We start from the raw sequence: 21508 nt of genomic DNA on the forward strand, positions 1-21508 counted from the left end.
GGGGGGTGCTCCGCCAATCGGTATGCCTTGCGGTGACCTGCGCGTCGCCGGGGGGTAACACGAGCCCCGCGGGGTAGGCGGCAGGCACGGCCCCATCGGTACCCCAGGCGTGGACTACGGGAAGGCAGAGCGATGCGCTACCGGCTGACGTTCATCACCGGAGTGGCTGTCGGATACGTGCTCGGCGCGCGCGCCGGACGCGAACGGTACGAACAGCTGTGCCAGAGCGCTCAGCGGTTCGCCCGGAACCCGGCGGTGCGCAACACCGCCGAGGCGGCCGCGGTCAACGGCCGCAAGGCCGCCACCAAGGCGTTCGACAAGGTCGAGGAGCGGCTGCCGGACTCCGTGTCGGACCGGGTGCACGCGATGCGCGACCAGCGCACCGCCCAGGACGACGACTGGGGTACCTCCAACACCTGACCAAACCGCCGCCGGAGGCCCTCCATAGGGCATCATCGTTGGCTATGGGGATAGTCGCCGGATTGGACAGTTCGTCCGAGAGCACACGCATCGTCGTCTGTGACACGGACACGGGCGCGGTACTCAGGCACGGGTACGCCCCGCACCCCGCGACCGGCAGCGACGTGGACCCGCAGTCCTGGCTGCTGTCGCTGGGCGAGGCCGCCGAGGGCGGGCTGCTGGAGGGCGTGGAGGCCATCGGTGTCTCCGCGCAGCAGCACGGCCTGCTGCCGCTGGACGCGGGCGGGGTGGTGGTCCGCCCCGCGATGATCGGGAACGACCGGCGGGCGCAGGCCGCGGCGGCGGACCTGATCGACGCGCTGGGCGGCCGTACCGCCTGGGCGCAGGCCGTCGGCTCGGTCCCGCAGGCCGGGCTGGCGGTGGCGAAGCTGCGCTGGCTGGCCCGTACCGAGCCGGAGTCCGCCCGGCGGGTGGCGGAACTCCTCCAGCCGCACGACTGGCTGGTGTGGCAGCTGCTGGGGCGGCCCGCCCGCCGGACCACCGACCGGGGCGCCGCCTCCGGCACCGGCTACTGGTCGGCGGCGACCGGCGCCTACCGCACGGATCTGGTCGAGCTGGCGCTCGGGCACCAGGTCCGGCTGCCTGAGGTCATCGGCCCCGCCGAGCCCGCCGGCCACACCCCCGAGGGTCTGCTGATCTCCGCCGGGACCGGCGAGACCATGGCCGCCGCCTTCGGACTGGGGGTGGGCATCGGGGACGCCGTGGTCTCGCTGGGCGCCTCCGGGTCGGTGTTCGCGGTGCACCACGAGGCGCTCGCCGACCCGAGCGGCACCATCACCGCGTACGCGGACGCCACCGGCATGCACCTGCCCGTGGTCCACACTCTGAACGCGGTCCGGGTGCTGCGCGGCACGGCCGAGATGCTCGGCTGCGACCTGGAGGAGCTCTCCGCGCTCGCCTTGAAGTCCACGCCCGGCGCCTCCGGGCTGGTCTTCCTGCCGTATCTGGAGGGGGAGCGGACACCCCACCTGCCGCACACCGCCGGGACGTTGGCCGGGCTGCGCCGGGAGAGCATGAGGCCGGAGCATCTGGCGCGGGCGGCCTTCGAGGGCATGCTGTGCGGCCTGGCGGACGCCCTGGACGTGCTGCGCGGACGCGGCGTGGAGGTGCGCCGGATCTTCCTGCTCGGCCCCTCGGCCGAGCTGCCCGCGATCCGCGCCATCGCCCCGGCGCTGCTGGGCGCGCAGGTCGTGGTGCCGCAGCCCGCGGAGTACGCGGCGCTGGGCGCCGCCCGGCAGGCGGCCTGGGCACTGGGCGTCTCGCGCGCCACGCTCTCGCCGCAGCAGCCCCCGGCCTGGCCGTCGGCGGCCAGCCAGGTGTTCGAGCCGGCTGAGGAGCTGGCCGTCGGGCAGGCGGTGCGGCAGCAGTACGTCGCGGTCCGCGAGCAGACGCACCCCGGGGCGTTCGAGGCGGGGCCGGCGGCGGGCTGACCGCCCGGCGGCCCCCGCCCCGCGTTCGCCCCGGCCGGCGCGTTTCGCCCCGGCCCGCGCCCGCGCGCCGTCCCGTGCTGGGCGTCCCGGCCCGCGTTTCGTCCCGCCCGGCGCCTGCCTCGTCCCGTGCGGGGCGTTCCGGCCCGTGCGTTTCGTCCGGCCCAGCGCCCGGCCCGCCCGGTGCCCCCGCCCCCTGCGGGGTACCCCGGCCCGTGCGTTACGTCCGGCCCGGTCGCCGGTCCCTACGTCCTCGCCCCGCCCGGTCGTCGGCTCACGTCCCGGAGGGTCGGTCGTCACCGCCGCCGGACGTCAGATCGTCGATGATCCGGGACAGCGGCAGCGGCCCGCCGAGCGTGCGGGCGGCCACCAGGTCCTCGAAGCAGGGGTCGCACAGGGCGTAGCGGATCGCGAGACCGAGGTCGCGCACGGTCGGGTCGCGGTACCCGCACTCACGGCACTCCTCGACCTGCCCGCGCTCGGCTCGGCTCGCGTGTTCCGGCCGCCCGGAGCGGCGTGTGGCGTCGACCCCCATGTGATCAGGGTGCGGGACGAACCCCCTTCGAGGCCAGGGCGCCTGACGGCGGGCCACCCCGCCGGTGGTGCGCCGGGCCGCGCGGCGCCCCGCCGCACGGTGCGGCTCCCCCGGCCGTCCGGCGCGCCCCGGGCCGCCGACGCGCGCTCCGCGCCGCGCGCCACGGGCGCGCGGGCTGGCCGCCGGGTCACCGTGCGCTCCAGGCGCTGATGGCCGACAGCGGCACCCGGAAGAACTCGCCGAACGCGGCGGGCAGCGTCCACTCCCCGGACACCAGTTGGCAGTCCCGCAGGTGCAGGAAGGCCGGCGGACAGTCCCGCGGGCCCGCCGCCTCGCCGTCGAAGTCCTCGGCGAACCGCTCCACCAGCGGGTCGGAGTCCCGCAGCCGGGCCGCGACCTCCACCGCCCAGTCCCGCTGGGCCGCGATCCGGCCGGTGATCACGGCGCCGTGCGTCAGCACGGCGAGCCGCGGACCGGAGCGCTCCATCTCGGCGCGGTTGATCAGATCGATGAGGAGTTCGTCCCGGGTGTCCATGCCGCGAAACCCTGACGAGGCGGGTCCGGCGCCCGGCCGGCGCTCAGTCCAGGTAGCCGCGCAGCTGGTCGGCGAAGGTGTGCTCGCGGAGTTTGTTGAGGGTCTTGGACTCGATCTGGCGGATGCGCTCCCGGGTGACCCCGAAGATCCGGCCGATCTCCTCCAGGGTCCGCGGACGGCCGTCGGCCAGCCCGTAGCGCAGCTGCACCACCTTCCGCTCCCGCTCGCCCAGCGTGGACAGCACCGCCTCCAGGTGCTCCCGGAGCAGCAGGAACGCGGCGGACTCCACCGGCGAGGCGGCGTCCCCGTCCTCGATCAGGTCGCCCAGCGCGACGTCCTCCTCCTCGCCGACCGGGGCGTGCAGGGAGACCGGCTCCTGCGCCAGCCGCAGCACCTCGGTGACCCGTTCCGGGGTCAGGTCGAGGTGGGCGGCGACCTCGTCGGCGGTGGGTTCGCAGCCGCGTTCCTGGAGCATCCGGCGCTGCACCCGCACCACCCGGTTGATCAGTTCGACCACGTGCACCGGCACCCGGATGGTGCGGGCCTGGTCGGCGAGCGCCCGGGACATGGCCTGCCGGATCCACCAGGTGGCGTACGTGGAGAACTTGTAGCCGCGGGCGTAGTCGAACTTCTCCACCGCCCGGATCAGGCCCAGGTTGCCCTCCTGCACCAGGTCCAGCATGGTCAGCCCGCGCCCGATGTAGCGCTTGGCCACGGAGACCACCAGGCGCAGGTTGGCCTCGATCAGCCGCCGCTTGGCCATCCGGCCCAGCACGACCAGCCGGTCCAGGTCCAGCGCCAGGGCCTCGTCCAGCCCCGGGGTGCTGCTCAGCTTCTCCTCGGCGAAGAGGCCGGCCTCCACCCGCCGGGCCAGTTCCACCTCGTCGGCGGCGGACAGCAGCGGGATCCGGCCGATCTCCCGGAGGTACTGGCGGAACAGGTCGGAGGAGGGGCCGCCGGAGTCCAGGCGTACCACGGGTCCGACCGGGTCGGTTTCCTCCGGCACCCCGGCCGCCGGGCGGTGCGGCTCCCCGGTCTCAGGGCCGAGGCGCTCCGGCCCTTGCGGCTCGGGCCCGCCCGCCTCCGGTTCCCCGGCCTCGGGATGGCCCGGCGGGAGGCCCTGCTGCGGCACCGCGGGCAGGGCTTCGGCGGTGTGGGAGAGGGTCTGGGTCTGCACGGGGGCGACCTCCAGGGTGATCGCTGCTGAGGCGGCAGGACGATCGGGAACGGTGGGGCGGCCGAGCCGCCGTCCGTCCCGTACACGGTGAGCGGATCTGCGGGGGATTCCGGCCCGACCCGGCCGACCACCGCCGCGTTCCGAGGACTCGGGCACCGCAATCCAGTGTGGGGTACGACACAGGGCCGCCACGAGGGGCGTGCGCGCACTTTTTGCTATGCGCGGCGTGACCGGACGGTTACAGGGTGGTTGCCCCGCGCGGCGCGCCCGGGCGGCAGCCGCCGGGCACCCCCGGGGCGTGGGGCGGGGCACTCCGGGGGCGGGGGGCCGGGCACTCCGGGGCCGGGCACTCCGGGGCCGGGCACTCCGGGGCCGGGCACTCCGGGGCCGGGCACTTCGGGGCCGGGCACTTCGGGGGCGGGGGGCCGGGCAGGGGGCCGGCCGGTCCCGGCTCCGCCCGCTGCCCGGTCCGGCCCCGCCGCCCCGCCGCGCGCCATCCGGCTGCCGCGCGGGCAGTCGGAGCGGTTCGCGGCGGGGGCGGCGGCGCCCCGGGTTACGGCGGCGGGCGCCCCTGCCCGGCGAAGGAGCGCCCCCGGCCCGGCGGCCGGTGCCTCGTTCCGGTGGCCGGTGCCTCGTTCGGCGACGAGCGCCTGGTTTACGACAGGGGGCGCCCCAGGGCCGGCGGCGGGGGTCCCGGGTGGGCGGCCAGTGCCCGGGTTACGGCGGCAGGTGTCCCGGGTGGGCGGCGGCCAGTGCCCGGGTTACGGCGGCGGGCGCCCCGGGATCGGTGGCCGGTGCCCGAGTCACGGCGGCGGGCGCCCCGGGTCCGGTGGCCGGTGCCCGGCGGGTCAGCCCTTGCGGAGCACTCCCCCGTACTCGTAGATGCCGGTGTCCCGCAGGCCGGCCCCCAGATAGGGCCGCAGCTCCGCCGCGACCGGGGCCAGCGGCGGCTGGTCGGCGTCGGGGCGCCAGTGGTCCAGGTTGACCAGGCCCGGTTCGACCGGATCGAGCCCGTCGAGGAAGGCGTCCACCTCGGCCGGGGTGCGGGTCCGCCAGGGAATGCCCTGGTCCGTGATGTGCGCGGTCATCCCCGCCCCCCGGACCGGGTCGTCGGCGACCACCTGGGACAGGCACAGATGGCTGCCCGGCGCGGCCTGGTCGATGATCGAGCGGAGCACCCGCCGGGGCTGGTCGGCGTCGGTGAGGTGGTGCACCACGGAGAGGAACAGCACCGCCACCGGCTCGCCGAAGTCGATCAGGCGGCGTACCTCCGGGTGGTCCAGGAGCGCCTGCTGGTCACGCATGTCGCCGGTGATGACGGTGGTGCCGGCGTCGTCGGCCAGCAGGGCCCGGCCGTGTGCGAGCACGATCGGGTCGATGTCCACGTAGACCACCCTGGCGTCGGGGGCGAAGCGCCGGGCGACCTGGTGGACGTTGTCGTCGGTGGGCAACCCGCAGCCCATGTCGATGAACTGGCGGATCCCCGCCTCCCGCGCCAGATAGCGCACCGCCCGGAAGAGGAACCGGCGGTTCTGGCGGGCGATGTCCACACACTCGGGGAAGCTGGGCAGGGTGCCTAACAGGAAATCGCGGTCGATCTCGTAGTTGTCCTTGCCACCGAGCATCCAGCCGTAGGCCCGCGCCGAGGTCGGCCGGTCGTTGAGCCGCAACGGGATCTCGGGACGGTTCTCAGGGGTCACGCCACACTCTCCACCTTCTCCCGCCGGGCGCGGGGCCGGGTCACCGCACCGAGCCTACCCGGGATGATCATCGGCAGACGGCGCGTCCACCGGCGGACGCGCCGGCCGAACCGCCCGGCGCGCGGGGGCCGTTGAGGTCGGCCGGCGGCGCGCACCGGCAGTCGGCGAGGACGGGTCGGCGACGGTCGGCAGGCACCGGCGAGCGGCGGGAACGGGTCAGCGGCGGTCCGGGGGGCCGTGACCGGCGCCCCGGGCACTCCGCCCGTCGCTCCGGTCGCACCCGGGGCCCGGACGGCGAGCGGCCCGCCGGGGGCGGCGGCGACCGCCGGGGGTCGCGGCCGGGCCCGGTCAGAGCGCTGCCACGCCCCGCTCCCGCAGGGCCCGGCCGTACTGCTGGAGGACCCACAACTCGTTCTGCACCGCGTCCAGTTGACCCGGGTCGCCGTGCGCCCCGGCCAGCCGGGTGAAGGTGCCCTGGAGGTCACGCACCCGCTGGTTCACCGCGGCCAGCCGGACCGCGACCAGCTGCACGCCCGCGTACGCCTCGTCGGGGTCCCGGCGGGTGTGCGGCGGCTCGACGGCCAGCTCGGTCACCATGGCGCGCACCGTGTCGTCCGGGGCCGCGTCCCGGACCCGGGCCAGGTAGTCGCCGTCGGCGGTGCCCGCGCCGCCCGCGTCCTCGATGGCGCGGCGCACCGCGGCGTACGGAGCGGCGGTGAACTCGTCCACGCCGTACGCGTCGAAGGCCGGGGACACCAGGTCGGGGCGCTGGAGGGCGAGCTTGAGCAGTTCCCGCTCGACGCGGTGCGCGGGGCTGCGCAGGTTCAGGGCGGGGCCGCGGGGGGCGGGCGGGGCCGCCGGGGCCGCCGGCGCGGGGCCGCCGTGCTGGGCGGTCCGGGCGCGCTGGTCGCCGCGCCGGCCGGGGGACGCGCCGCGCTCCCGTGCCCAGCGGGCGAGCTGGGCGACGCGCTTGACCACGAACTGGGTGTCGAGGATGCCGAGCATCCCGGCGAGCGAGACGGCGTACTCGTGCTGGATGGAGCTGTTCTTGATGTTGGCGACGATCGGTGCGGCCTCCTCCAGCGCGGCGGCGCGGCCCTCCGCGGTGTCGAGGTTGTGCCGGGCCACGATGTGCCGGATGGCGAAGGCGAAGAGCGGGGTGCGGCTGTCCACCAGGGTCTTGACCGCGCCGTCGCCCTCGGCGAGCCGCAGTTCGCAGGGGTCCATGCCGCCGGGAGTGATGGCGATGGAGGTCTCGGCGGCGAACTTCTGGTCGTCCTCGAAGGCGCGCAGCGCGGCCTTCTGCCCGGCGGCGTCGCCGTCGAAGGTGAAGATCACCTCGGCGCCGGAGTTGTCCATCAGCAGCCGCCGGAGGATCTTGATGTGGTCCCCGCCGAAGGCGGTGCCGCAGGTGGCGATGGCGGTGGTGACCCCGGCCAGGTGGCAGGCCATGACGTCGGTGTACCCCTCGACGACCACGGCCTGGCTGGTCCGGGCGATGTCCTTCTTGGCGAGGTCGATGCCGTACAGGACGTGGGACTTCTTGTAGATCGGCGTTTCGGGGGTGTTCAGGTACTTGGGCCCGTTGTCGTCCTCGCGCAGCTTCCGGGCGCCGAAGCCGACCACCTCGCCGGTGATGTCGCGGATCGGCCACATCAGACGGCCGCGGAACCGGTCGATGGGGTTGCGGCGGCTCTCCTGGGCGAGGCCCGAGACGATCAGCTCCTTGTCGGTGAAGCCGCGGCCGCGCAGGAAGCGCACCAGGTGGTCCCAGCCGGCCGGGCTGTAGCCGACACCGAAGTGCTGGGCGGCGGCCTGGTCGAAACCGCGTTCGGCGAGGAAGCGGCGGCCGATCTCGGCCTCCGGGCCGTCCAGCTGCTCGACGTAGAACTGGGCGGCCGCCTTGTGCGCCTCCACGAAGCGGGTGCGCTCGCCCTGCTGGCGGCCGGGGGTGGCGCTGCCCTGCTCGTAGCGGAGGGTGATGCCGGCCTGGGAGGCGAGCCGCTCGATGGTCTCGGCGAAGGAGAGGTGGTCGATCTTCATCACGAAGTCGACGGTGTCCCCACCCTCCTGGCAGCCGAAGCAGTAGAAGAGCCCCTTGCTCGGGCTGACCTGGAAGGACGGCGACTTCTCGTCGTGGAAGGGGCACAGCCCCTTCAGGTTCCCGCCGCCGGCGTTGCGGAGCTGGAGGTACTCGGATACCACGGCGTCGATCGGGACCGCGTCCCGGACCGCCCGCACGTCGTCATCGTTGATCCTGCCTGCCACGCGTGAATTCTACGGTGGGCCGGGGACACCGGGTCCGCCGCCGGGGCCCCGCCGCCGCGGGCCGCGGCGGCGGGGCCCCGGCAGGCCGGCGGCGGGACGCGCCGGAGCCAGGGCGGGCACCGCTGGAGCCGGGGGCGGGAGCGCCGGAGCCTGGCCGCGCGCCGCCGGAGCCAAAGCACACACCACCGGAGCCTGGGCGGGCACCGCCGAAGCCGGGGCGGGCGGGCCCGCCACAGCCTGGCCGCGCGCCACCGAAGCCGAGGCAGGCACCACCGAAGCCTGGCCGCGCGCCGCCGGAGCCAAAGCACACACCACCGGAGCCTGGGCGGGCACCGCCGAAGCCGGGGCGGGCGCGCCGGAGGCTCGGGGCGGCGGGCTCAGCCGAGGGAGTCCAGTGGCACGGACGGGTCGGCCAGGGCGACGGGGTCGAGCCGGGCGCCGGAGCGGATGAGCCGCTGGATGGATTCGGTGACGTCCCACACGTTGACGTTCATCCCGGCCAGCACCCGCCCCTCGCGCAGCCAGAAGCCGATGAACTCCCGCTTGCCCACGTCGCCCCGGCAGATCACCTGGTCGTAGGCGCCGGGCGGCGCGTAGCCGGAGTACTCCAGGCCGATGTCGTACTGGTCGGAGAAGAAGTAGGGCACCCGGTCGTAGGACACGTCCTGGCCGAGCATGGCGCGGGCGGCGGCCGGGCCTCCGTTGAGGGCGTTGGCCCAGTGCTCCACCCGCAGCCGGGTGCCGACCAGCGGGTGGTCGGCGGCGGCCGCGTCGCCGGCGGCGAAGACGTCCGGGTCGGAGGTGCGCAGCGCGGCGTCCACGGCGATGCCGCCGCCGTGCCGCCGGTCCACGATGTCCAGCCCGGCGGCCTCGGCGAGCGCGGTGCGGGGGGCGGCGCCGATGGCGGCGAGCACCGCGTGCGCCGGGTGCTCCTCGCCGTCGGAGGTGCGGGCGGCCAGCACCATGCCGTCCTGCCCGATGATCTCGGTGAGCCGGGCGCCGAAGTGGAAGCGGACACCTTGCTCGCGGTGGATCTCGGCGAAGAGGGTGCCGAGCTCCGGCCCGAGGACCCCGTGCAGCGGGGTGGGCTCGGGCTCCACCACGGTGACCTCGGCGCCGTAGCCGCGGGCGGCGGCGGCGACCTCCAGGCCGATCCAGCCGGCCCCGGCGATGACCAGCTGGCCGTTGTCCCGGCCCAGGGCGGCGAGCACGCCGCGCAGCCGCTCGGCGTGGGCGAGCCGCCGCAGGTGGTGGACCCCGGCCAGGTCGGTGCCGGGGATGTCGAGCCGGCGCGGTTCGGCGCCGGTGGCCAGCAGCAGCCGGTCGTAGTGGATGCGGGTGCCGTCGCCGAGGGTGACCGCCTTGGCGGCCCGGTCCAGGCGGACGGCGGGCTGGCCGAGGTGCAGCTCGATGTGGGCCTGGGCGTACCAGGCGGGCTCGTGCACGAAGACGCTGTCGCGGTCCTCGTTGCCGGTCAGGAAGCCCTTGGACAGTGGCGGTCGCTCGTAGGGGTGGTCGCGCTCGTCACAGATGAGGATCACCCGGCCGGTGAACCCTTCCGCGCGGAGGGTCTCGGCCGCCTTCGCCCCGGCCAGGCCCCCTCCGACGATGACGAATGTCAGGTGTGCGTCGACCACTTGCTGCCTCCTCGCCGCCGCGCGCAACTCTGCGTCCGGCTACCTGCTGGTCACTTGTCCCACCCGTGAGCGTCCCGCACCGAGCCGCCCTTAAGGAAGAGGCAGTACGCCGGACGGGCCAGTGGGCGGGGCCCCCGGCCCCGGCGTACGGCGGGGTCAGCCGGCCGGCGGTGCGGTCAGCCGGGCGTGCAGGGAGCGCGCCGAGGCGTCGGTGAGCGCCGCGATCTGGTCGACGACCACCCGCAGCCGGGCCGTGTCGTCCGCCGCCCGGGCGAAGAGCGACCGGAACTGCGGGTCGAGCCCGTCGGGGGCGCGGGCGACCAGCCGCTCGCCGAGTTCCGCGATGATGACGCGCTGCTCGGCCCGGAGCAGCTCCTGGTCCTCGCGCTGCATCACATAGCGGTCGGCGACCGCTTTCAGCACCGCGCACTCCAGCCGGGTGTCGCGCGGCACCACCAGTTCGGCGCGGTAGCGGGTGAGGCGGCCGGTCCCCCAGGTGGCGCGTGTGGCCGCCTCGGCGGCCAGGCAGAAGCGGCCGATCAGCTGGCTGGTGGCGTCCTTCAGCCGGGCCTGGGCGACCGCGGTGCCGTCGTAGCCGTGCGGCCACCACTCCTGGTCCAGCAGCCGGTCCAGCGCCGCGGCGAGTTCCTCGGGGTCGGCGCCGGGCGCGTACCGGTCGGCGGCGACCGCGAACACCTCGCGCCGCTCGGGTTCGGCGAGCAGGCAGGCCGGGTCGAGGTGGCCGGCGTGCAGGCCGTCCTCCACATCGTGCACCGAGTAGGCGACGTCGTCGGACCAGTCCATGATCTGGGCCTCGAAGCAGGTGCGTTGCCCCGGGGCGCCCAGCCGGATCCAGTGGAAGACCGGCAGGTCGTCCTCGTAGACGCCGAACTTCCGGGAGGCGGGGTCGGCGGGGTGGCCGCCCCGGGTCCAGGGGTACTTGGTGGCGGCGTCCAGGGCGGCCCGGGTGAGGTTGACGCCGACGCTCACCGCCTCGCCGGTCTCCGGGTCGGTGATGAACCGTTTCGGCTCCAGGCGGGAGAGGAGCCGCAGCGACTGGGCGTTGCCCTCGAAGCCGCCGCAGCCGGCCGCGACCTCGTCGAGCGCCTGCTCACCGTTGTGCCCGAACGGCGGGTGCCCCAGATCGTGGGCGAGGCAGGCGACCTCCACCAGATCCGGGTCGGCGCCCAGGGCGGCGCCCAGCTCCCGGCCGACCTGGGCGCACTCCAGGGAGTGGGTCAGCCGGGTGCGGGGGGAGGCGTCCCAGGAGTGCGCGCTGGTGCCGGGGGTGACCACCTGCGTCTTCCCGGCCAGCCGGCGCAGCGCGGCCGAGTGGAGGACCCGGGCCCGGTCGCGCTGGAACGCGGTACGGCCCGGCCGCTTGTCGGGTTCGGCGGCCCAGCGCTCGACGTCGGCGGCGTGGTAGCCGAGCGGGCCGGCCGTCCACGGCACACCGGCCGCCGGGGCCTCGACGCCCGAGGCGCCGGCGGCGCGGGCGGGCGGGCGCGAGCCCGGGGCGGCGGCGGGGGGACGCCCGGCGCCGCCGGGGTGGTCCTCGCGGCCGGTGTCGCTGGTGGACAGGGTGCCCGCGAGGTCGAACGTCGGCTCCTCGGCCGGGGCCGGCCGGGCGGGGCCGGGCGTCCGGGTGGACGGGGCCGGCCGGCCGTGGCGCGGCTCGCCGCGGCCGCGCTCACCGGTGCCGCCGGCCGGACCGGCGGGGTCCTCGGCGTCGTCGGGTCCTGCTGGATCGGGTGCCGTCGGTGATGTCCCGTTCATACAGCGACGGTAACCGCCTCGGGTGCGATGGGGGCGGTGGCGAGCGCCTCGGTGTACCGGTGCAGGACCAGTCGTGCCAGGGCCGGGTGGTCGCCCAGCGGGTCCGCCGCGACCCCCGGCGCGGCGGCGGCGCACTGCGCGGAGAACCGCCCGGGGGCGACGAAGCAGGAGGCCACGGCCGGCCGCGGGCGGCCGTGCGCGCCCAGCGCCCGTACCGCCCCGTCGACGGTCGGTCCGGCGCCGCCGGCGTAGCCGGGGAGCACCGGTATCCCGCCGAGCCGCCGGCTGAGCAGGGCGGCCGTACGGGCGGTGTCCAGGGCGGAGTCCGGGTCGCGGGAGCCGGCGGCCGCCAGCACCACCCCGGCCCCGGCCGCGGCGGGGGTCCGCCACCCGGCCTCGACCAGCCGGGCGTGCAGCGCCTCGGCGAGCAGCGGGTGCGGACCGAGCGGGCGGGCGGTCCGCAGCGTGAGCCGGGCGCCGGGGCTCCGGGCCCCGGGCACCGCCGCCGGCCGCGGTGCGGTGGCCCCTGCCGGCCCGGTGGCCCCCGCCGGTGCGGCGGCCCGGGCGGGCCGGTCCGCGGCGAGCGCCGCCGCGGCCATCGCCGGGAGGTCGTGCTTGACGTGGTACCCGCGCGACAGCAGCAGCGGCACCAGCACGGCCTCGCCGCGCAGCCCCGCCAGGGTCTCGGGGAGCAGCGGCCGGTCGATCTCGATGTGGCCGAGACGCACCGGCAGGTCCGGGCGGAGCGCCCGGACCCGGTCCAGCAGCGCGGTGACGGTGCGCAGCGCACGCGGGTCGCGGCTGCCGTGGGCCACGGCGACCAGGGTGGGCGGGCGGCGGGCGGTGCCCGGGCCGAGCCGGCCGAGCCGGGCGGAGAGCCGGGTGCTGATCTGGTTCATGAGCTGCGCCGTACTGTCGAGGGGGCCGGATCCGGCTGGACCGGCGGGGCCGGGGTGGGGCGACGCCGTCATGGAAGGAGCCTGGCAGCGGCACGTTGCCCCGCCGTTGCACCGCGGTGACGGGTGGTTTCGCCGACTTCACGGCTCCCCGCGGCCGGCGCTGAGGTGCGGTTACCGGGTCCGTAACGCGGGCGGGCCGCGGGTGTAACACGGGCGTAGCACGCTGCCGTCCATGAGCGAGGTCACCGACACCCACTGCCCGTACTGCTCCCTGCAGTGCGGGATGTCGCTGCGCACCGGCCCGGAAGCCGGCCGGGGCGGCGCCACGCCCCCCGGCGGCGGGCCGGCGGCGGGGCCGGACGTGGTGGAGGTGGTGGAGCGGACCTCGTTCCCCGTCAACCGGGGCGCGCTGTGCGGCAAGGGCCGCACCGCGCCCGCCGTGCTCTCCTCCCGGGTGCGCCTGACCGAGCCGCTGGTTCGACGACGCCCTGGCCCTGGCGGCCTGGAACCGGCCACCTGGGAGGAGGCCCTGGACACGGTCGCCCGGGGGCTGCTGCGGACCCGCGCGCGGTACGGCGCGGACGCGGTCGGCGTGTTCGGCGGCGGCGGGCTGACCAACGAGAAGGCGTACGCGCTGGGCAAGTTCGCCCGGGTCGTGCTGCGCACCTCGCAGATCGACTACAACGGCCGGTTCTGCATGTCCTCGGCGGCGGCCGCGCACCAGCGGGCGTTCGGCCTGGACCGGGGGCTGCCGTTCCCGCTGGCCGACGTGGCCCGCACCGGCTGCGTGATCCTGGTGGGCTCCAACCTCGCCGAGACCATGCCGCCCGCGCTGCGCTACCTGACCGAGCTGAAGGAGAACGGCGGCACGCTGATCGTGATCGATCCGCGCCGCACCCGCACCGCCGACCACGCCGACCTGCACCTGGCGCCCCGGCCGGGCACCGACCTGGCGCTGGCGCTGGGCATGCTCCACCTGGTGGTGGCCGAGGGCCGGGTGGACGAGGAGTTCGTGGCCGCCCGTACCAGCGGCTGGGAGGAGGCGCGGGCGTCGGCCATGGCCCACTGGCCGGAACTGGTCGAGCGGATCACCGGGGTGCCCGTCCCCGAGCTGCGGCGCGCGGTCGACATGTTCTGCGCCGCCGGTACGTCCATGGTGCTGACGGCGCGCGGCCCGGAGCAGCAGTCCAAGGGGACCGACACGGTCGGCGCGTGGATCAACCTGTGCCTGGCGACCGGCCGGGCCGGCCGCCCGTTCTCCGGCTACGGCTGCCTGACCGGTCAGGGCAACGGCCAGGGCGGGCGGGAGCACGGCCAGAAGGCCGACCAGCTGCCCGGCTACCGCAAGCTCACCGATCCGGCGGCCCGGGCCCATGTCGCGGCGGTCTGGGGGGTGGACCCGGCGGACCTGCCCGGCCCGGGGCGCAGCGCGTACGAGCTGCTGGACGCGCTCGGCGGCGACGCCCGGGACGGCGGGGAGCGCAGCCCGGCCGAGGACGGCGGGAGCCGGTCGGGAGGTGTCCGGTCGCTGCTGCTGATGGGTTCCAACCCGGTGGTCTCCGCGCCGCACGCCGGGCACGTGGAACAGCGGCTGCGCTCACTGGACTTCCTGGCGGTGGCGGACGTGGTGCTCTCCGAGACCGCCGCGCTCGCCGACGTGGTGCTGCCGGTGACCCAGTGGGCGGAGGAGACCGGCACCATGACCAACCTGGAGGGCCGGGTGCTGCTGCGCCGCGCGGCGCTGACCCCGCCCCCCGGTGTCCGCTCCGACCTGGAGGTGCTGCACGGCCTGGCGGCGCTGCTGGGCTGGGAGAAGGGGTTCCCCACCGACCCGGAGGAGGTCTTCGACGAGCTGCGCCGCGCGTCGGCGGGCGGCCCGGCGGACTACTCGGGGATCACCTACCGGCGGATCGCCGAGGAGGACGGCGTCTTCTGGCCGTGCCCTGAGGAGCCGGCGGACCCGGCGGACGGGACGGACCCGGCGGACGGCCGCGCCACCGGGACGGACGGGCGTGCCGCCGGGCCGGGCGGCCCCGCCGCCGGGACGGACGCCGCGGGTGCCGCCCACCGCCCGGGGCACCCCTCGGGCCCGGCCGGTCCTCCCCCGGCCCACCCCGGTACGCCCCGGCTCTTCCTCGACCGGTTCGCGACCGAGGACGGCCGGGCCCGCTTCGTACCGGTCGCCCACCGCCCGTCCGCCGAGGAGCCGGACGCGGAGTACCCGGTGCTGCTCACCACCGGCCGGGTGCTGTCGCAGTACCAGTCCGGCGCGCAGACCCGCCGGGTCGCGGAGCTGAACGCCGCCGCGCCCGGCCCGTTCGTCCAGTTGCACCCGCTGCTGGCGGAGCGGATCGGGGCGGCCGAGGGCGACCCGGTGGCGGTGGTCTCCCGCCGCGGCCGGGCCGTCGGTCCGGCGCGGATCAGCCGGGACATCCGGCCGGACACGGTGTTCATGCCCTTCCACTGGGCGGGCGAGGGCCGGGCGAACAGCGTCACCAACCCGGCGCTCGATCCCACGTCGCGGATGCCGGAGTTCAAGGTGTGCGCGGTGCGCCTGGAGCGGTGCGCCGGGTCATGAACCGGCCGGCGGGTCCGCCGGCGGGCAGAACTCGGCGGACACCACGTTCTTGCCGCCGCCGACGAAGTCGCCGTTGAAGTTCAGCGCGATCATGTGCCGGCCGTCCTTGGTGCCGAACGCCTGCGTCGAGGAGCCGTGGATGCCGCCGGAGTGGCCCCACACCTTGACGCCGCAGGTCGTCTCGTACTCGATGAGGCCCAAGCCGTAACGCTGCCGCGGCAGGTTGCCCTCGGTGGAGACGGTGGTCGTCATCTGGGCGAGCTGGGCGGGCCGCAGCAGCTTGCCGCGGAACAGCGCGGTGTAGAAGCGGTTCAGGTCCCCGGAGTTGGTGACCATCTCGCCGGCCGCCCAGGCCCAGGACGGGTTGAGCTCGGTGACGTCGTAGGTCTTCCCCGGGTCCTCCTCGAAGGTGGAGTAGTGCCGGGTGGGCGCGGGGATCTCCGGGTCGGTGCCGGGGAAGTGGGTGGCGCGCATCTTCAGCGGCCTGGTGATGCGCCGCTCGACCTCCTCGGCGTACGGGTTGCCGGTCACCTTCTCGATGATGAGCCCGACCAGGAGGTAGTTGGTGTTGGAGTACTTCCAGGAGGTGCCCGGCTCGAACTGCGGCGGGTTCTTCAGCGCGAGGGCGATGACCTGCTGCGGGGTCCAGTCGTCGTACCGGGTCTCCAGGAAGTCGATGCCCATCACCGTCTTCTGGAAGGTGGCGTCGTCGGTGAAGTTGAAGATGCCGCTGGTGTGGTTGAGCAGCTGGCGGACGGTGATCTTCGTGCCGTCGTGGCCGTTGCCCCGCACCAGGCCCGGCAGATAGCTGTCGACGGTGGCGTCGAGGTCGACCCTGCCCTCCGCCTGGAGCTGCAGCATGACGGTCGCCACCAGCGACTTGGTGGTACTGCCCGCCCGGAACCGGTCGCCGTTGCCGCGCGGCTCCCGCGTGGTGAGGTTCGCGACGCCCGCGGTGTCCTTCCACACGCCGTCCGCGTCGCGCGCCTCGGCCACGATGCCGGGCACACCCGCCGCGACGGCCGTGTCCATGGCGGCCCGGGTCGCGGCGTGCCCGCCGTCCTCCGCGGCGGCGGGTGCGGCGCCCGCCGCCGGGGCCGTCAGCACGGCCGCACCGACCGCCGCCATCGCGGTCACGCTCACCAGCGTGGTGCGTATCAGGCGTGTCGACATCCTCATCAACCCTCTCCGGTCCGGCCTTTGACGATCTTTCTTCCCGCACCACACACCGTCGGCCCGGGCCGGGACAACGCCTCGGCACAGAAAGTCGATCAATGTGTCAGGGGTCACACGCCGGGGTCCGGGCGCCGCCCTGACCGGTCATCCGGCCTGCGTCCGCCGCGCGGCGGGGAAGCCGTGGGCCCGGGCGCCGACCACCACGAGCAGGACCGGCACCAGCAGGACCAGGACGCTCCAGGGCAGCGAGCCGGCGCCGAGGACGTCCAGCAGGACCCCGCCCGCGACCCCGCCGCCGGCCATGGCCACGTTCCACAGGGTGACCAGCATGGCCTGCGCGGCGTCCGCCGACTCCCCGCCCGCGTCACCCGCGGCGGTCTGCAACAGCGTGGGGACCCCGCCCCAGCCCAGGCCCCACAGCGTCACCGCGACGTAGACCGGCGCGGTGCCGTCGGCGAACAGCGCCAGCACCGCGGCGCCCACCGCGACCAGCAGCGCGCCGGCCACCGTGAGGGCCCGCAGCCGGCGGTGGATCAGCACGCCCACGACCCAGATGCTCACCAGGGAGGCGGCCCCGAAGGCCAGCAGCACGAGGTCGGTGGAGCCGCCCATGCCCAGCCGGTCGAGGAAGGTGGCGATGTACGCGTAGAGGACGGTGTGCGCCAGCACGAAGACCAGGGTGACGAAGAGGACCGGCGCCACGCCGGGCACCCGCAGCGCGGACCGGACCGGGGCGCGGGAGTCCTGCCGCCGCCCGGGGTGGTCCGGGACGGCGGCGGCGATCCAGCCGAGCAGTACGACGGTGAGCGCGGTCATGCTCCAGAACGCCGCCTGCCAGCCGAGGGCCTGGCCGAGGAACGTCCCGGCGGGCACCCCCAGGGACAGCGCCACCGGGATGCCGGCCATGGCGATCGCGATCGCCTTGCCCTGGAGGTGTGCGGGTGCCAGCCGCCGGGCGTAGCCGGCCAGCAGAGCCCAGGCCAGCCCCGCGGCGACCCCGGCGACGAACCGGGCCACCATGGTGAGCAGGTAGTCGGTGGAGACGGCGGTGACCGTGTTGGCGAGCGCGAACCCGGCCATCGCCACGAGCAGCAGGCGCTTGCGCGGCCAGCCGGCGGTGGCCGCGGTGAGGGGGATCGCGGTGAGGGCGGTCCCGATCGCGTACACCGTCACGGTCTGCCCGGCCGCGGACTCGCCGACGCCCAGGTCGGCGCTCATCCCGGGCAGCAGACCGGCGGGCAGCGTCTCGGTGAGGCTGGTGACGAACACGGCGGTGGCCAGCGCGAGCAGCGCCGCCATGGGGAGTCGCGGATTCTCCGGCGGTGCGGCGGGGGCGGCCTGACCGGTCGTCGGCCGGGGGGTGTGAGTGGTCATGCCGCGTATGCTCGAACCATCACATTGATGTGAAGGTCAACGCGACCCCATGTGAGGTGGACCACATGCGCATCGGAGAGCTGTCGGAACGCACCGGCACGCCCCGCAGGCTGCTGCGGTACTACGAGGAGCAGGGCCTGATCGTCGCCGACCGCGCCCCGAACGGCTACCGCCGGTACGACGAGTACAACGTCGACCGGGTCATGCAGATCCGGGGACTGCTCGACGCCGGGCTGCCCACCCGCATCATCAAGCAGATCCTGCCCTGCCTCGACAAGCCGCGCGCCATCCACTTCCCCGACGCGACACCGGAGATGCTCGCCACCCTGGAACACGAACGCGACCGGATGGACCAGCGCATCCGCTGCCTGGAGCGGAACCGGGACGCCATCGCCGAGTACCTCGACGTGGTGCGCGCCAACCGGAGCCCGGAGGCGGCGGCCGGCCCGGTGGCGACCCCCTGAGAGCGGCCCGCCGGCCGGCCGCGCCGCCCTTCGGCGTGTCCGGGAACGCCCCGGCCGCGGCGGCGTCCGACGTTCCCGGTGCACCGGCGCAACCGGCGCATCCGCGGCATCCGGCGGCAGAACGCGACCGAGCCGGCCCCGGCCCGGCATTTCGCTGGACAACCCCCGGGCGCCGGTGATCACACTGGCCGCCATGACCACTCTGATCCGCCACATCACCGTCGACTGCGCCGACCCGTACGCCCTGGCCGGGTTCTGGTCCGGGGTCCTCGACGCCCCCATCTCCGACGAGGACCAGCCCGGTGACGACGAGGTCCTGGTGACCGCCCCCGGAGCCGGGCTGCTGTTCATCCGGGTCCCCGAGAAGAAGACCGTGAAGAACCGGGTCCATCTCGACCTCCAGCCCCAGGAACGCAGCCGCGACGAGGAGGTCGACCGCGTCCTCGCGCTCGGGGCCACCCTGGTCGCCGACCACCGCCGCCCCGACGGCAGCGGCTGGGTGACACTCGCCGACCCGGAGGGGAACGAGTTCTGCGTCGAGCGCAGCGCGTCCGAACGGACCGACTGACGCGGCGGGCGGACGAGGACGCACCGCCGTCCGGCCCAGGGGCCACCGGTCTTCCGCTCACATCTCCGGGGGCCGGTCCCCCGCCGGGCTTCGAGGCGCGTACGGGGTGCGTCGTCGGGCCCGCTCGCGGGCTCGATATCCCGCACGGGCTTCGCACCGGTCGTCCAGCGGTGGCAGCGGTAACAGGTTGCGAACGAGGCTCAGCCGGAGCGGGCGTTCGGCGTGGCTCGGGTGACGACGCGCAAGGCGACCGCGGCACTGCGCAGCGAGGGGCTGATCACGACGAGGCAACCGCGTGACTACGCAGCGCGCTACGGTTGCAACGACCGTGGTTTTCAAGAGCTTTAAGCGGCTGCCGTCGGAGGACCCAGTGGGCACACGCACGCCGAACGAAGGGTTGGCGAGGCTGTACCGCGAGACCGGATGGACGCTGCGGCAGTTCGTCCAAGCGGTGAACCGTCTCGGGACGGAGTGCGGGACCCCGCTGCGGTACCGCGAGCCGTCCGCTCATGGCTTGGGGGCAGCTTGCCCAAGGAGCCCGTCCCGGCGCTGATCGTGGAAGCCCTGGCCCGCCGGCTCGGACGACCGGTCACGATGGCCGAAGCCGGATTTCCGCACCCTCCGAGTGAGTCGAACAGCCATCCGGGCACCAGTACCGTTGAGGATCTGGTCGATCTCGGGAGGCAGGACGTGGTGGATCCGTCCCGTAGAAGCGTCATCGGCGCAAGCCTGTTTACCGTTGCGCTGACCATTCCGGATTGGCCCGACGTGGTGGGACGCATGGAAGCGGCACAGACGGGCGCGGCTCCACGCATAGGGATGCCAGAAGTCCATATGGTCACGGCCATGACGGAGCGAATTTCCGAGCTTGACGACCAGTTCGGCGGACGCCATGCGCGCCCCATGGCTGCCGCATTCCTGGTCAGCTCGGTTGCTCCCTATCTGCGGGCCGAGGCTCCCGAGAATGTCCGTAAGGCCATGATGTCGGCGGCGTCTGACCTTTGTTACCTCACGGGGTACATGGCGGTAGACGAAGGACTGCATGGGCTCGCACAGCGCTACTACCTGAAGGCGCTGGAGCTTGCCGGCGCGTCGGAAGACCATCTGACGTACTGCACCACACTCCGCGGGATGAGCGTCCAGGCTGTGGACCTCGGCCATGGTCGGACAGCGATGCGGCTTGCTGATGCCGCTGCTGCCGCGTCCCCTGCCGCCGGTCCGCGCATGCGTGCCTTTCTCGCGGGGCAGCAGGCCCATGCCGCTGCGCAGACCGGGGACCACGCACGCGCTCTGACCTATCTACGCGAAGCCGAAACGTCAATGGACAAAGCCGAGTCCAGGGAACGAGCATTCGGCTCCTATGACCCGGCAGCACTCAACTACCACACCAGCCAAGTGCGCTTCGAAATGGGGGACATGCGTGGAGCTGTCGAAGCGATGCAGCAGTCGGACAAGCTGCGTTATGACATCTACCGACGCACTCGCGTGAAAGAGCGTGCGATCCTCGCCGAGCGCCAATTCGCCGTTGGCCACCTGGAAGCGGCGTGCGCGACGTGGTCCAGCGCGCTGAATGACTACCCACTCGTCCAGTCCGGGCGAGCCGACCAGCGCATGAAGAAGATGCTCAGCCTGCTGCGTCCACACGTGAAGAATCAGGTGGCGCGAACGCTGCACGAGCGGGCAAGGACGATCGTTCCCGCTCACCTCCGGGGCTGACGCCGCATCGACCTCCACCGGAACGGTCTGATGAGCAGCGCAAGGCGCATCCGCTGGACCTCGCCGCGCCGGCCCGACCCGGAAGCCGCAGGTTCACACGCCCCTGCGGCACTGCTCGCACCGGCCGGAATACGCCCTCGTGGTCGCCGGTTGCAGCGGAACATGCACCAGCCTCAGGAGCCGCCCAGCGGCATACACCCACTGCTTGCCGGGCGCTTCAGCCCCTACCGGTTCGATCCGTCGGCGATTGTCGACGACCACGCCCTCGGGCTGCTGCTGGAAGCCGCGCGATGGGCACCGTCGGCAGGGAACTCCCAGCCGTGGGGCTTCTTCACCGGCAGGCCCGGTGAGCCGGAGCACGACCGGGTGCTCCCTCACCTCGCGCCGAGTTCGGCCCGCTGGGCGACGGATGCGGGCCTGCTCGTCGTCACGCTGACGCGTCGGCACGTCGATGGGACGCAGCTGCTCTACTCCGAGTTCGCGGACTACGACCTCGGCCAGGCCGTCGCACACCTGACCGTTCAGGCCCAGGCGATGGGCCTGGCCGCGCACCAGTTCCGGGCCTTCGACCTGGAAGGGCTCACCAAGGAGTTGGACCCCAACCCGGGCTGGATGATCGTCTCCATGGTCGCGGTGGGCAAGGCCGCCGACGGACCTCCGGAGGGGCGCGTCCGGCGCAGCGTCGCGCAGTTGCGCTCCGCGCCCTGGTCACCGGCGGAGTAGCAGCCGCGTCGTGATCACGGAGCGGCCCGGGCGAGGTCCTTGATCCGCATCATCGGCGTGCCGCGGATGGGGCCTGACCCCGTGGATACGATCAGCAAGCCACCAGCTGTCCGTATTGCGGCATTTCAGAGAGCCCATCGTACCCTGGGACCCGGAAGCCGCAGCCCGGACGTCATCTCTCTTCGCACGTAGTACGGGAATGAGCGTCGTTGACGATCCGGGAACTCGGGTCCACCAACGGCATCGTGGTGGACAGGCAGCACGCCGCCCCCGCTAACCTCCGGCATGGCTCGCGCAGTTTCCGCAACCGACGCTGAAGGGGCTGCCCGTGAAGGCCGACCACTCCACCCCCGTACTGGACATCCGCGTCGGCGGCTTCCGTATGACGATGCAGCGCGTGCCCGTGAAGCTCCTGACGCTGCTGACCGCTGCCGCGTGCTCGGGCTTCACTGCGTGGCTCACGAGCCGGTGACGT

The 21508-nt window shown here is 74.6% G+C and carries 17 protein-coding genes and 1 pseudogene; 8 read left to right on the top strand and 10 right to left on the bottom strand.

What is annotated here, in order from left to right; all coding sequences use genetic code 11:
* Positions 1 to 132 precede the first annotated feature (132 nt).
* On the top strand, positions 133 to 420 hold the full coding sequence (locus tag ACH4B3_RS12095; protein ID WP_398462685.1) for a YtxH domain-containing protein: 288 nt from the start codon (positions 133 to 135) through the stop codon (positions 418 to 420).
* Between the two features lie 44 nt (positions 421 to 464).
* Complete coding sequence (locus tag ACH4B3_RS12100; protein WP_398462686.1) at positions 465 to 1910, top strand: FGGY family carbohydrate kinase; 1446 nt, start codon at positions 465 to 467, stop codon at positions 1908 to 1910.
* Positions 1911 to 2181: 271 nt separating this feature from the next.
* Here ACH4B3_RS12100 and ACH4B3_RS12105 read toward each other — a convergent pair whose 3' ends face one another.
* The 8 genes and pseudogenes from ACH4B3_RS12105 to ACH4B3_RS12140 all read right to left on the bottom strand — a co-directional run bounded on the left by ACH4B3_RS12105 (position 2182) and on the right by ACH4B3_RS12140 (position 12506).
* The gene (locus ACH4B3_RS12105) at positions 2182 to 2442 is read right to left on the bottom strand and encodes a hypothetical protein (protein WP_398462687.1); all 261 of its coding nucleotides are present in this window, start codon (positions 2440 to 2442) and stop codon (positions 2182 to 2184) included.
* 187 nt (positions 2443 to 2629) lie between these two features.
* Positions 2630 to 2977, bottom strand: a complete 348-nt coding sequence (locus ACH4B3_RS12110; RefSeq protein WP_398462688.1) for a hypothetical protein — start codon at positions 2975 to 2977, stop codon at positions 2630 to 2632.
* A gap of 43 nt (positions 2978 to 3020) precedes the next feature.
* Positions 3021 to 4310 (bottom strand): annotated as a pseudogene (locus tag ACH4B3_RS12115) (sigma-70 family RNA polymerase sigma factor).
* Between the two features lie 692 nt (positions 4311 to 5002).
* On the bottom strand, positions 5003 to 5854 hold the full coding sequence (locus ACH4B3_RS12120) for an SAM-dependent methyltransferase (RefSeq protein WP_398462689.1): 852 nt from the start codon (positions 5852 to 5854) through the stop codon (positions 5003 to 5005).
* Between the two features lie 348 nt (positions 5855 to 6202).
* Positions 6203 to 8122, bottom strand: a complete 1920-nt coding sequence (gene dnaG, locus ACH4B3_RS12125; RefSeq protein WP_398462690.1) for a DNA primase — start codon at positions 8120 to 8122, stop codon at positions 6203 to 6205.
* A gap of 377 nt (positions 8123 to 8499) precedes the next feature.
* Positions 8500 to 9759 (bottom strand): NAD(P)/FAD-dependent oxidoreductase, encoded by a 1260-nt coding sequence (locus ACH4B3_RS12130; RefSeq protein ID WP_398462691.1) that lies wholly within the window; start codon positions 9757 to 9759, stop codon positions 8500 to 8502.
* A 156-nt stretch (positions 9760 to 9915) separates the two neighbouring features.
* The gene (locus tag ACH4B3_RS12135) at positions 9916 to 11535 is read right to left on the bottom strand and encodes a deoxyguanosinetriphosphate triphosphohydrolase (RefSeq protein WP_398462692.1); all 1620 of its coding nucleotides are present in this window, start codon (positions 11533 to 11535) and stop codon (positions 9916 to 9918) included.
* Positions 11532 to 12506 carry a sirohydrochlorin chelatase gene (locus tag ACH4B3_RS12140; protein WP_398462693.1) on the bottom strand — a complete coding sequence of 325 codons (975 nt, stop codon included), beginning with the start codon at positions 12504 to 12506 and terminating at the stop codon, positions 11532 to 11534. Before ACH4B3_RS12140 ends, ACH4B3_RS12135 begins: the two co-directional genes overlap by 4 nt.
* Before the next feature lie 160 nt (positions 12507 to 12666).
* Here ACH4B3_RS12140 and ACH4B3_RS12145 point away from each other — a divergent pair, with 160 nt between their 5' ends.
* Positions 12667 to 15012 (top strand): molybdopterin oxidoreductase family protein, encoded by a 2346-nt coding sequence (locus ACH4B3_RS12145; RefSeq protein WP_398462694.1) that lies wholly within the window; start codon positions 12667 to 12669, stop codon positions 15010 to 15012.
* Here the strand turns inward: ACH4B3_RS12145 and ACH4B3_RS12150 are convergent.
* Both ACH4B3_RS12150 and ACH4B3_RS12155 read right to left on the bottom strand, forming a co-directional pair.
* Positions 15007 to 16185: a serine hydrolase domain-containing protein gene (locus tag ACH4B3_RS12150; protein ID WP_398462695.1), complete on the bottom strand. Its 1179-nt coding sequence runs from the start codon at positions 16183 to 16185 to the stop codon at positions 15007 to 15009. The genes ACH4B3_RS12145 and ACH4B3_RS12150 overlap by 6 nt on opposite strands.
* 147 nt (positions 16186 to 16332) lie before the next feature.
* On the bottom strand, positions 16333 to 17562 hold the full coding sequence (locus ACH4B3_RS12155; RefSeq protein WP_398462696.1) for an MFS transporter: 1230 nt from the start codon (positions 17560 to 17562) through the stop codon (positions 16333 to 16335).
* 65 nt (positions 17563 to 17627) lie between these two features.
* Between ACH4B3_RS12155 and ACH4B3_RS12160 the strand changes: the two genes are divergently transcribed.
* The 5 genes from ACH4B3_RS12160 to ACH4B3_RS12180 all read left to right on the top strand — a co-directional run bounded on the left by ACH4B3_RS12160 (position 17628) and on the right by ACH4B3_RS12180 (position 21505).
* On the top strand, positions 17628 to 18026 hold the full coding sequence (locus ACH4B3_RS12160) for a MerR family transcriptional regulator (RefSeq protein WP_398462697.1): 399 nt from the start codon (positions 17628 to 17630) through the stop codon (positions 18024 to 18026).
* A 193-nt stretch (positions 18027 to 18219) separates the two neighbouring features.
* Complete coding sequence (locus ACH4B3_RS12165; RefSeq protein WP_398462698.1) at positions 18220 to 18594, top strand: VOC family protein; 375 nt, start codon at positions 18220 to 18222, stop codon at positions 18592 to 18594.
* Between the two features lie 525 nt (positions 18595 to 19119).
* Entirely contained in the window at positions 19120 to 20310 is a 1191-nt protein-coding gene (locus ACH4B3_RS12170; RefSeq protein ID WP_398462699.1) for a transcriptional regulator, read from the top strand.
* Between the two features lie 162 nt (positions 20311 to 20472).
* Positions 20473 to 21033, top strand: a complete 561-nt coding sequence (locus ACH4B3_RS12175) for a nitroreductase family protein (protein ID WP_398462700.1) — start codon at positions 20473 to 20475, stop codon at positions 21031 to 21033.
* A 328-nt stretch (positions 21034 to 21361) separates the two neighbouring features.
* Positions 21362 to 21505, top strand: a complete 144-nt coding sequence (locus ACH4B3_RS12180; protein ID WP_398462701.1) for a hypothetical protein — start codon at positions 21362 to 21364, stop codon at positions 21503 to 21505.
* Positions 21506 to 21508 lie beyond the last annotated feature (3 nt).

It is taken from the genome of Streptomyces sp. NPDC018031 (assembly GCF_044327625.1).
GTDB lineage: Bacteria > Actinomycetota > Actinomycetes > Streptomycetales > Streptomycetaceae > Streptomyces.

Coding starts and splice junctions, on each gene's coding strand:
- ACH4B3_RS12095 (WP_398462685.1), top strand. CDS start 133: ATGCGCTACCGGCTGACGTTCATCACCGGAGTGGCTGTCGGATACGTG.
- ACH4B3_RS12100 (WP_398462686.1), top strand. CDS start 465: ATGGGGATAGTCGCCGGATTGGACAGTTCGTCCGAGAGCACACGCATC.
- ACH4B3_RS12105 (WP_398462687.1), bottom strand. CDS start 2,442: ATGGGGGTCGACGCCACACGCCGCTCCGGGCGGCCGGAACACGCGAGC.
- ACH4B3_RS12110 (WP_398462688.1), bottom strand. CDS start 2,977: ATGGACACCCGGGACGAACTCCTCATCGATCTGATCAACCGCGCCGAG.
- ACH4B3_RS12135 (WP_398462692.1), bottom strand. CDS start 11,535: ATGAACGGGACATCACCGACGGCACCCGATCCAGCAGGACCCGACGAC.
- ACH4B3_RS12140 (WP_398462693.1), bottom strand. CDS start 12,506: ATGACGGCGTCGCCCCACCCCGGCCCCGCCGGTCCAGCCGGATCCGGC.
- ACH4B3_RS12145 (WP_398462694.1), top strand. CDS start 12,667: ATGAGCGAGGTCACCGACACCCACTGCCCGTACTGCTCCCTGCAGTGC.
- ACH4B3_RS12150 (WP_398462695.1), bottom strand. CDS start 16,185: ATGTCGACACGCCTGATACGCACCACGCTGGTGAGCGTGACCGCGATG.
- ACH4B3_RS12155 (WP_398462696.1), bottom strand. CDS start 17,562: ATGACCACTCACACCCCCCGGCCGACGACCGGTCAGGCCGCCCCCGCC.
- ACH4B3_RS12160 (WP_398462697.1), top strand. CDS start 17,628: ATGCGCATCGGAGAGCTGTCGGAACGCACCGGCACGCCCCGCAGGCTG.
- ACH4B3_RS12165 (WP_398462698.1), top strand. CDS start 18,220: ATGACCACTCTGATCCGCCACATCACCGTCGACTGCGCCGACCCGTAC.
- ACH4B3_RS12175 (WP_398462700.1), top strand. CDS start 20,473: ATGCACCAGCCTCAGGAGCCGCCCAGCGGCATACACCCACTGCTTGCC.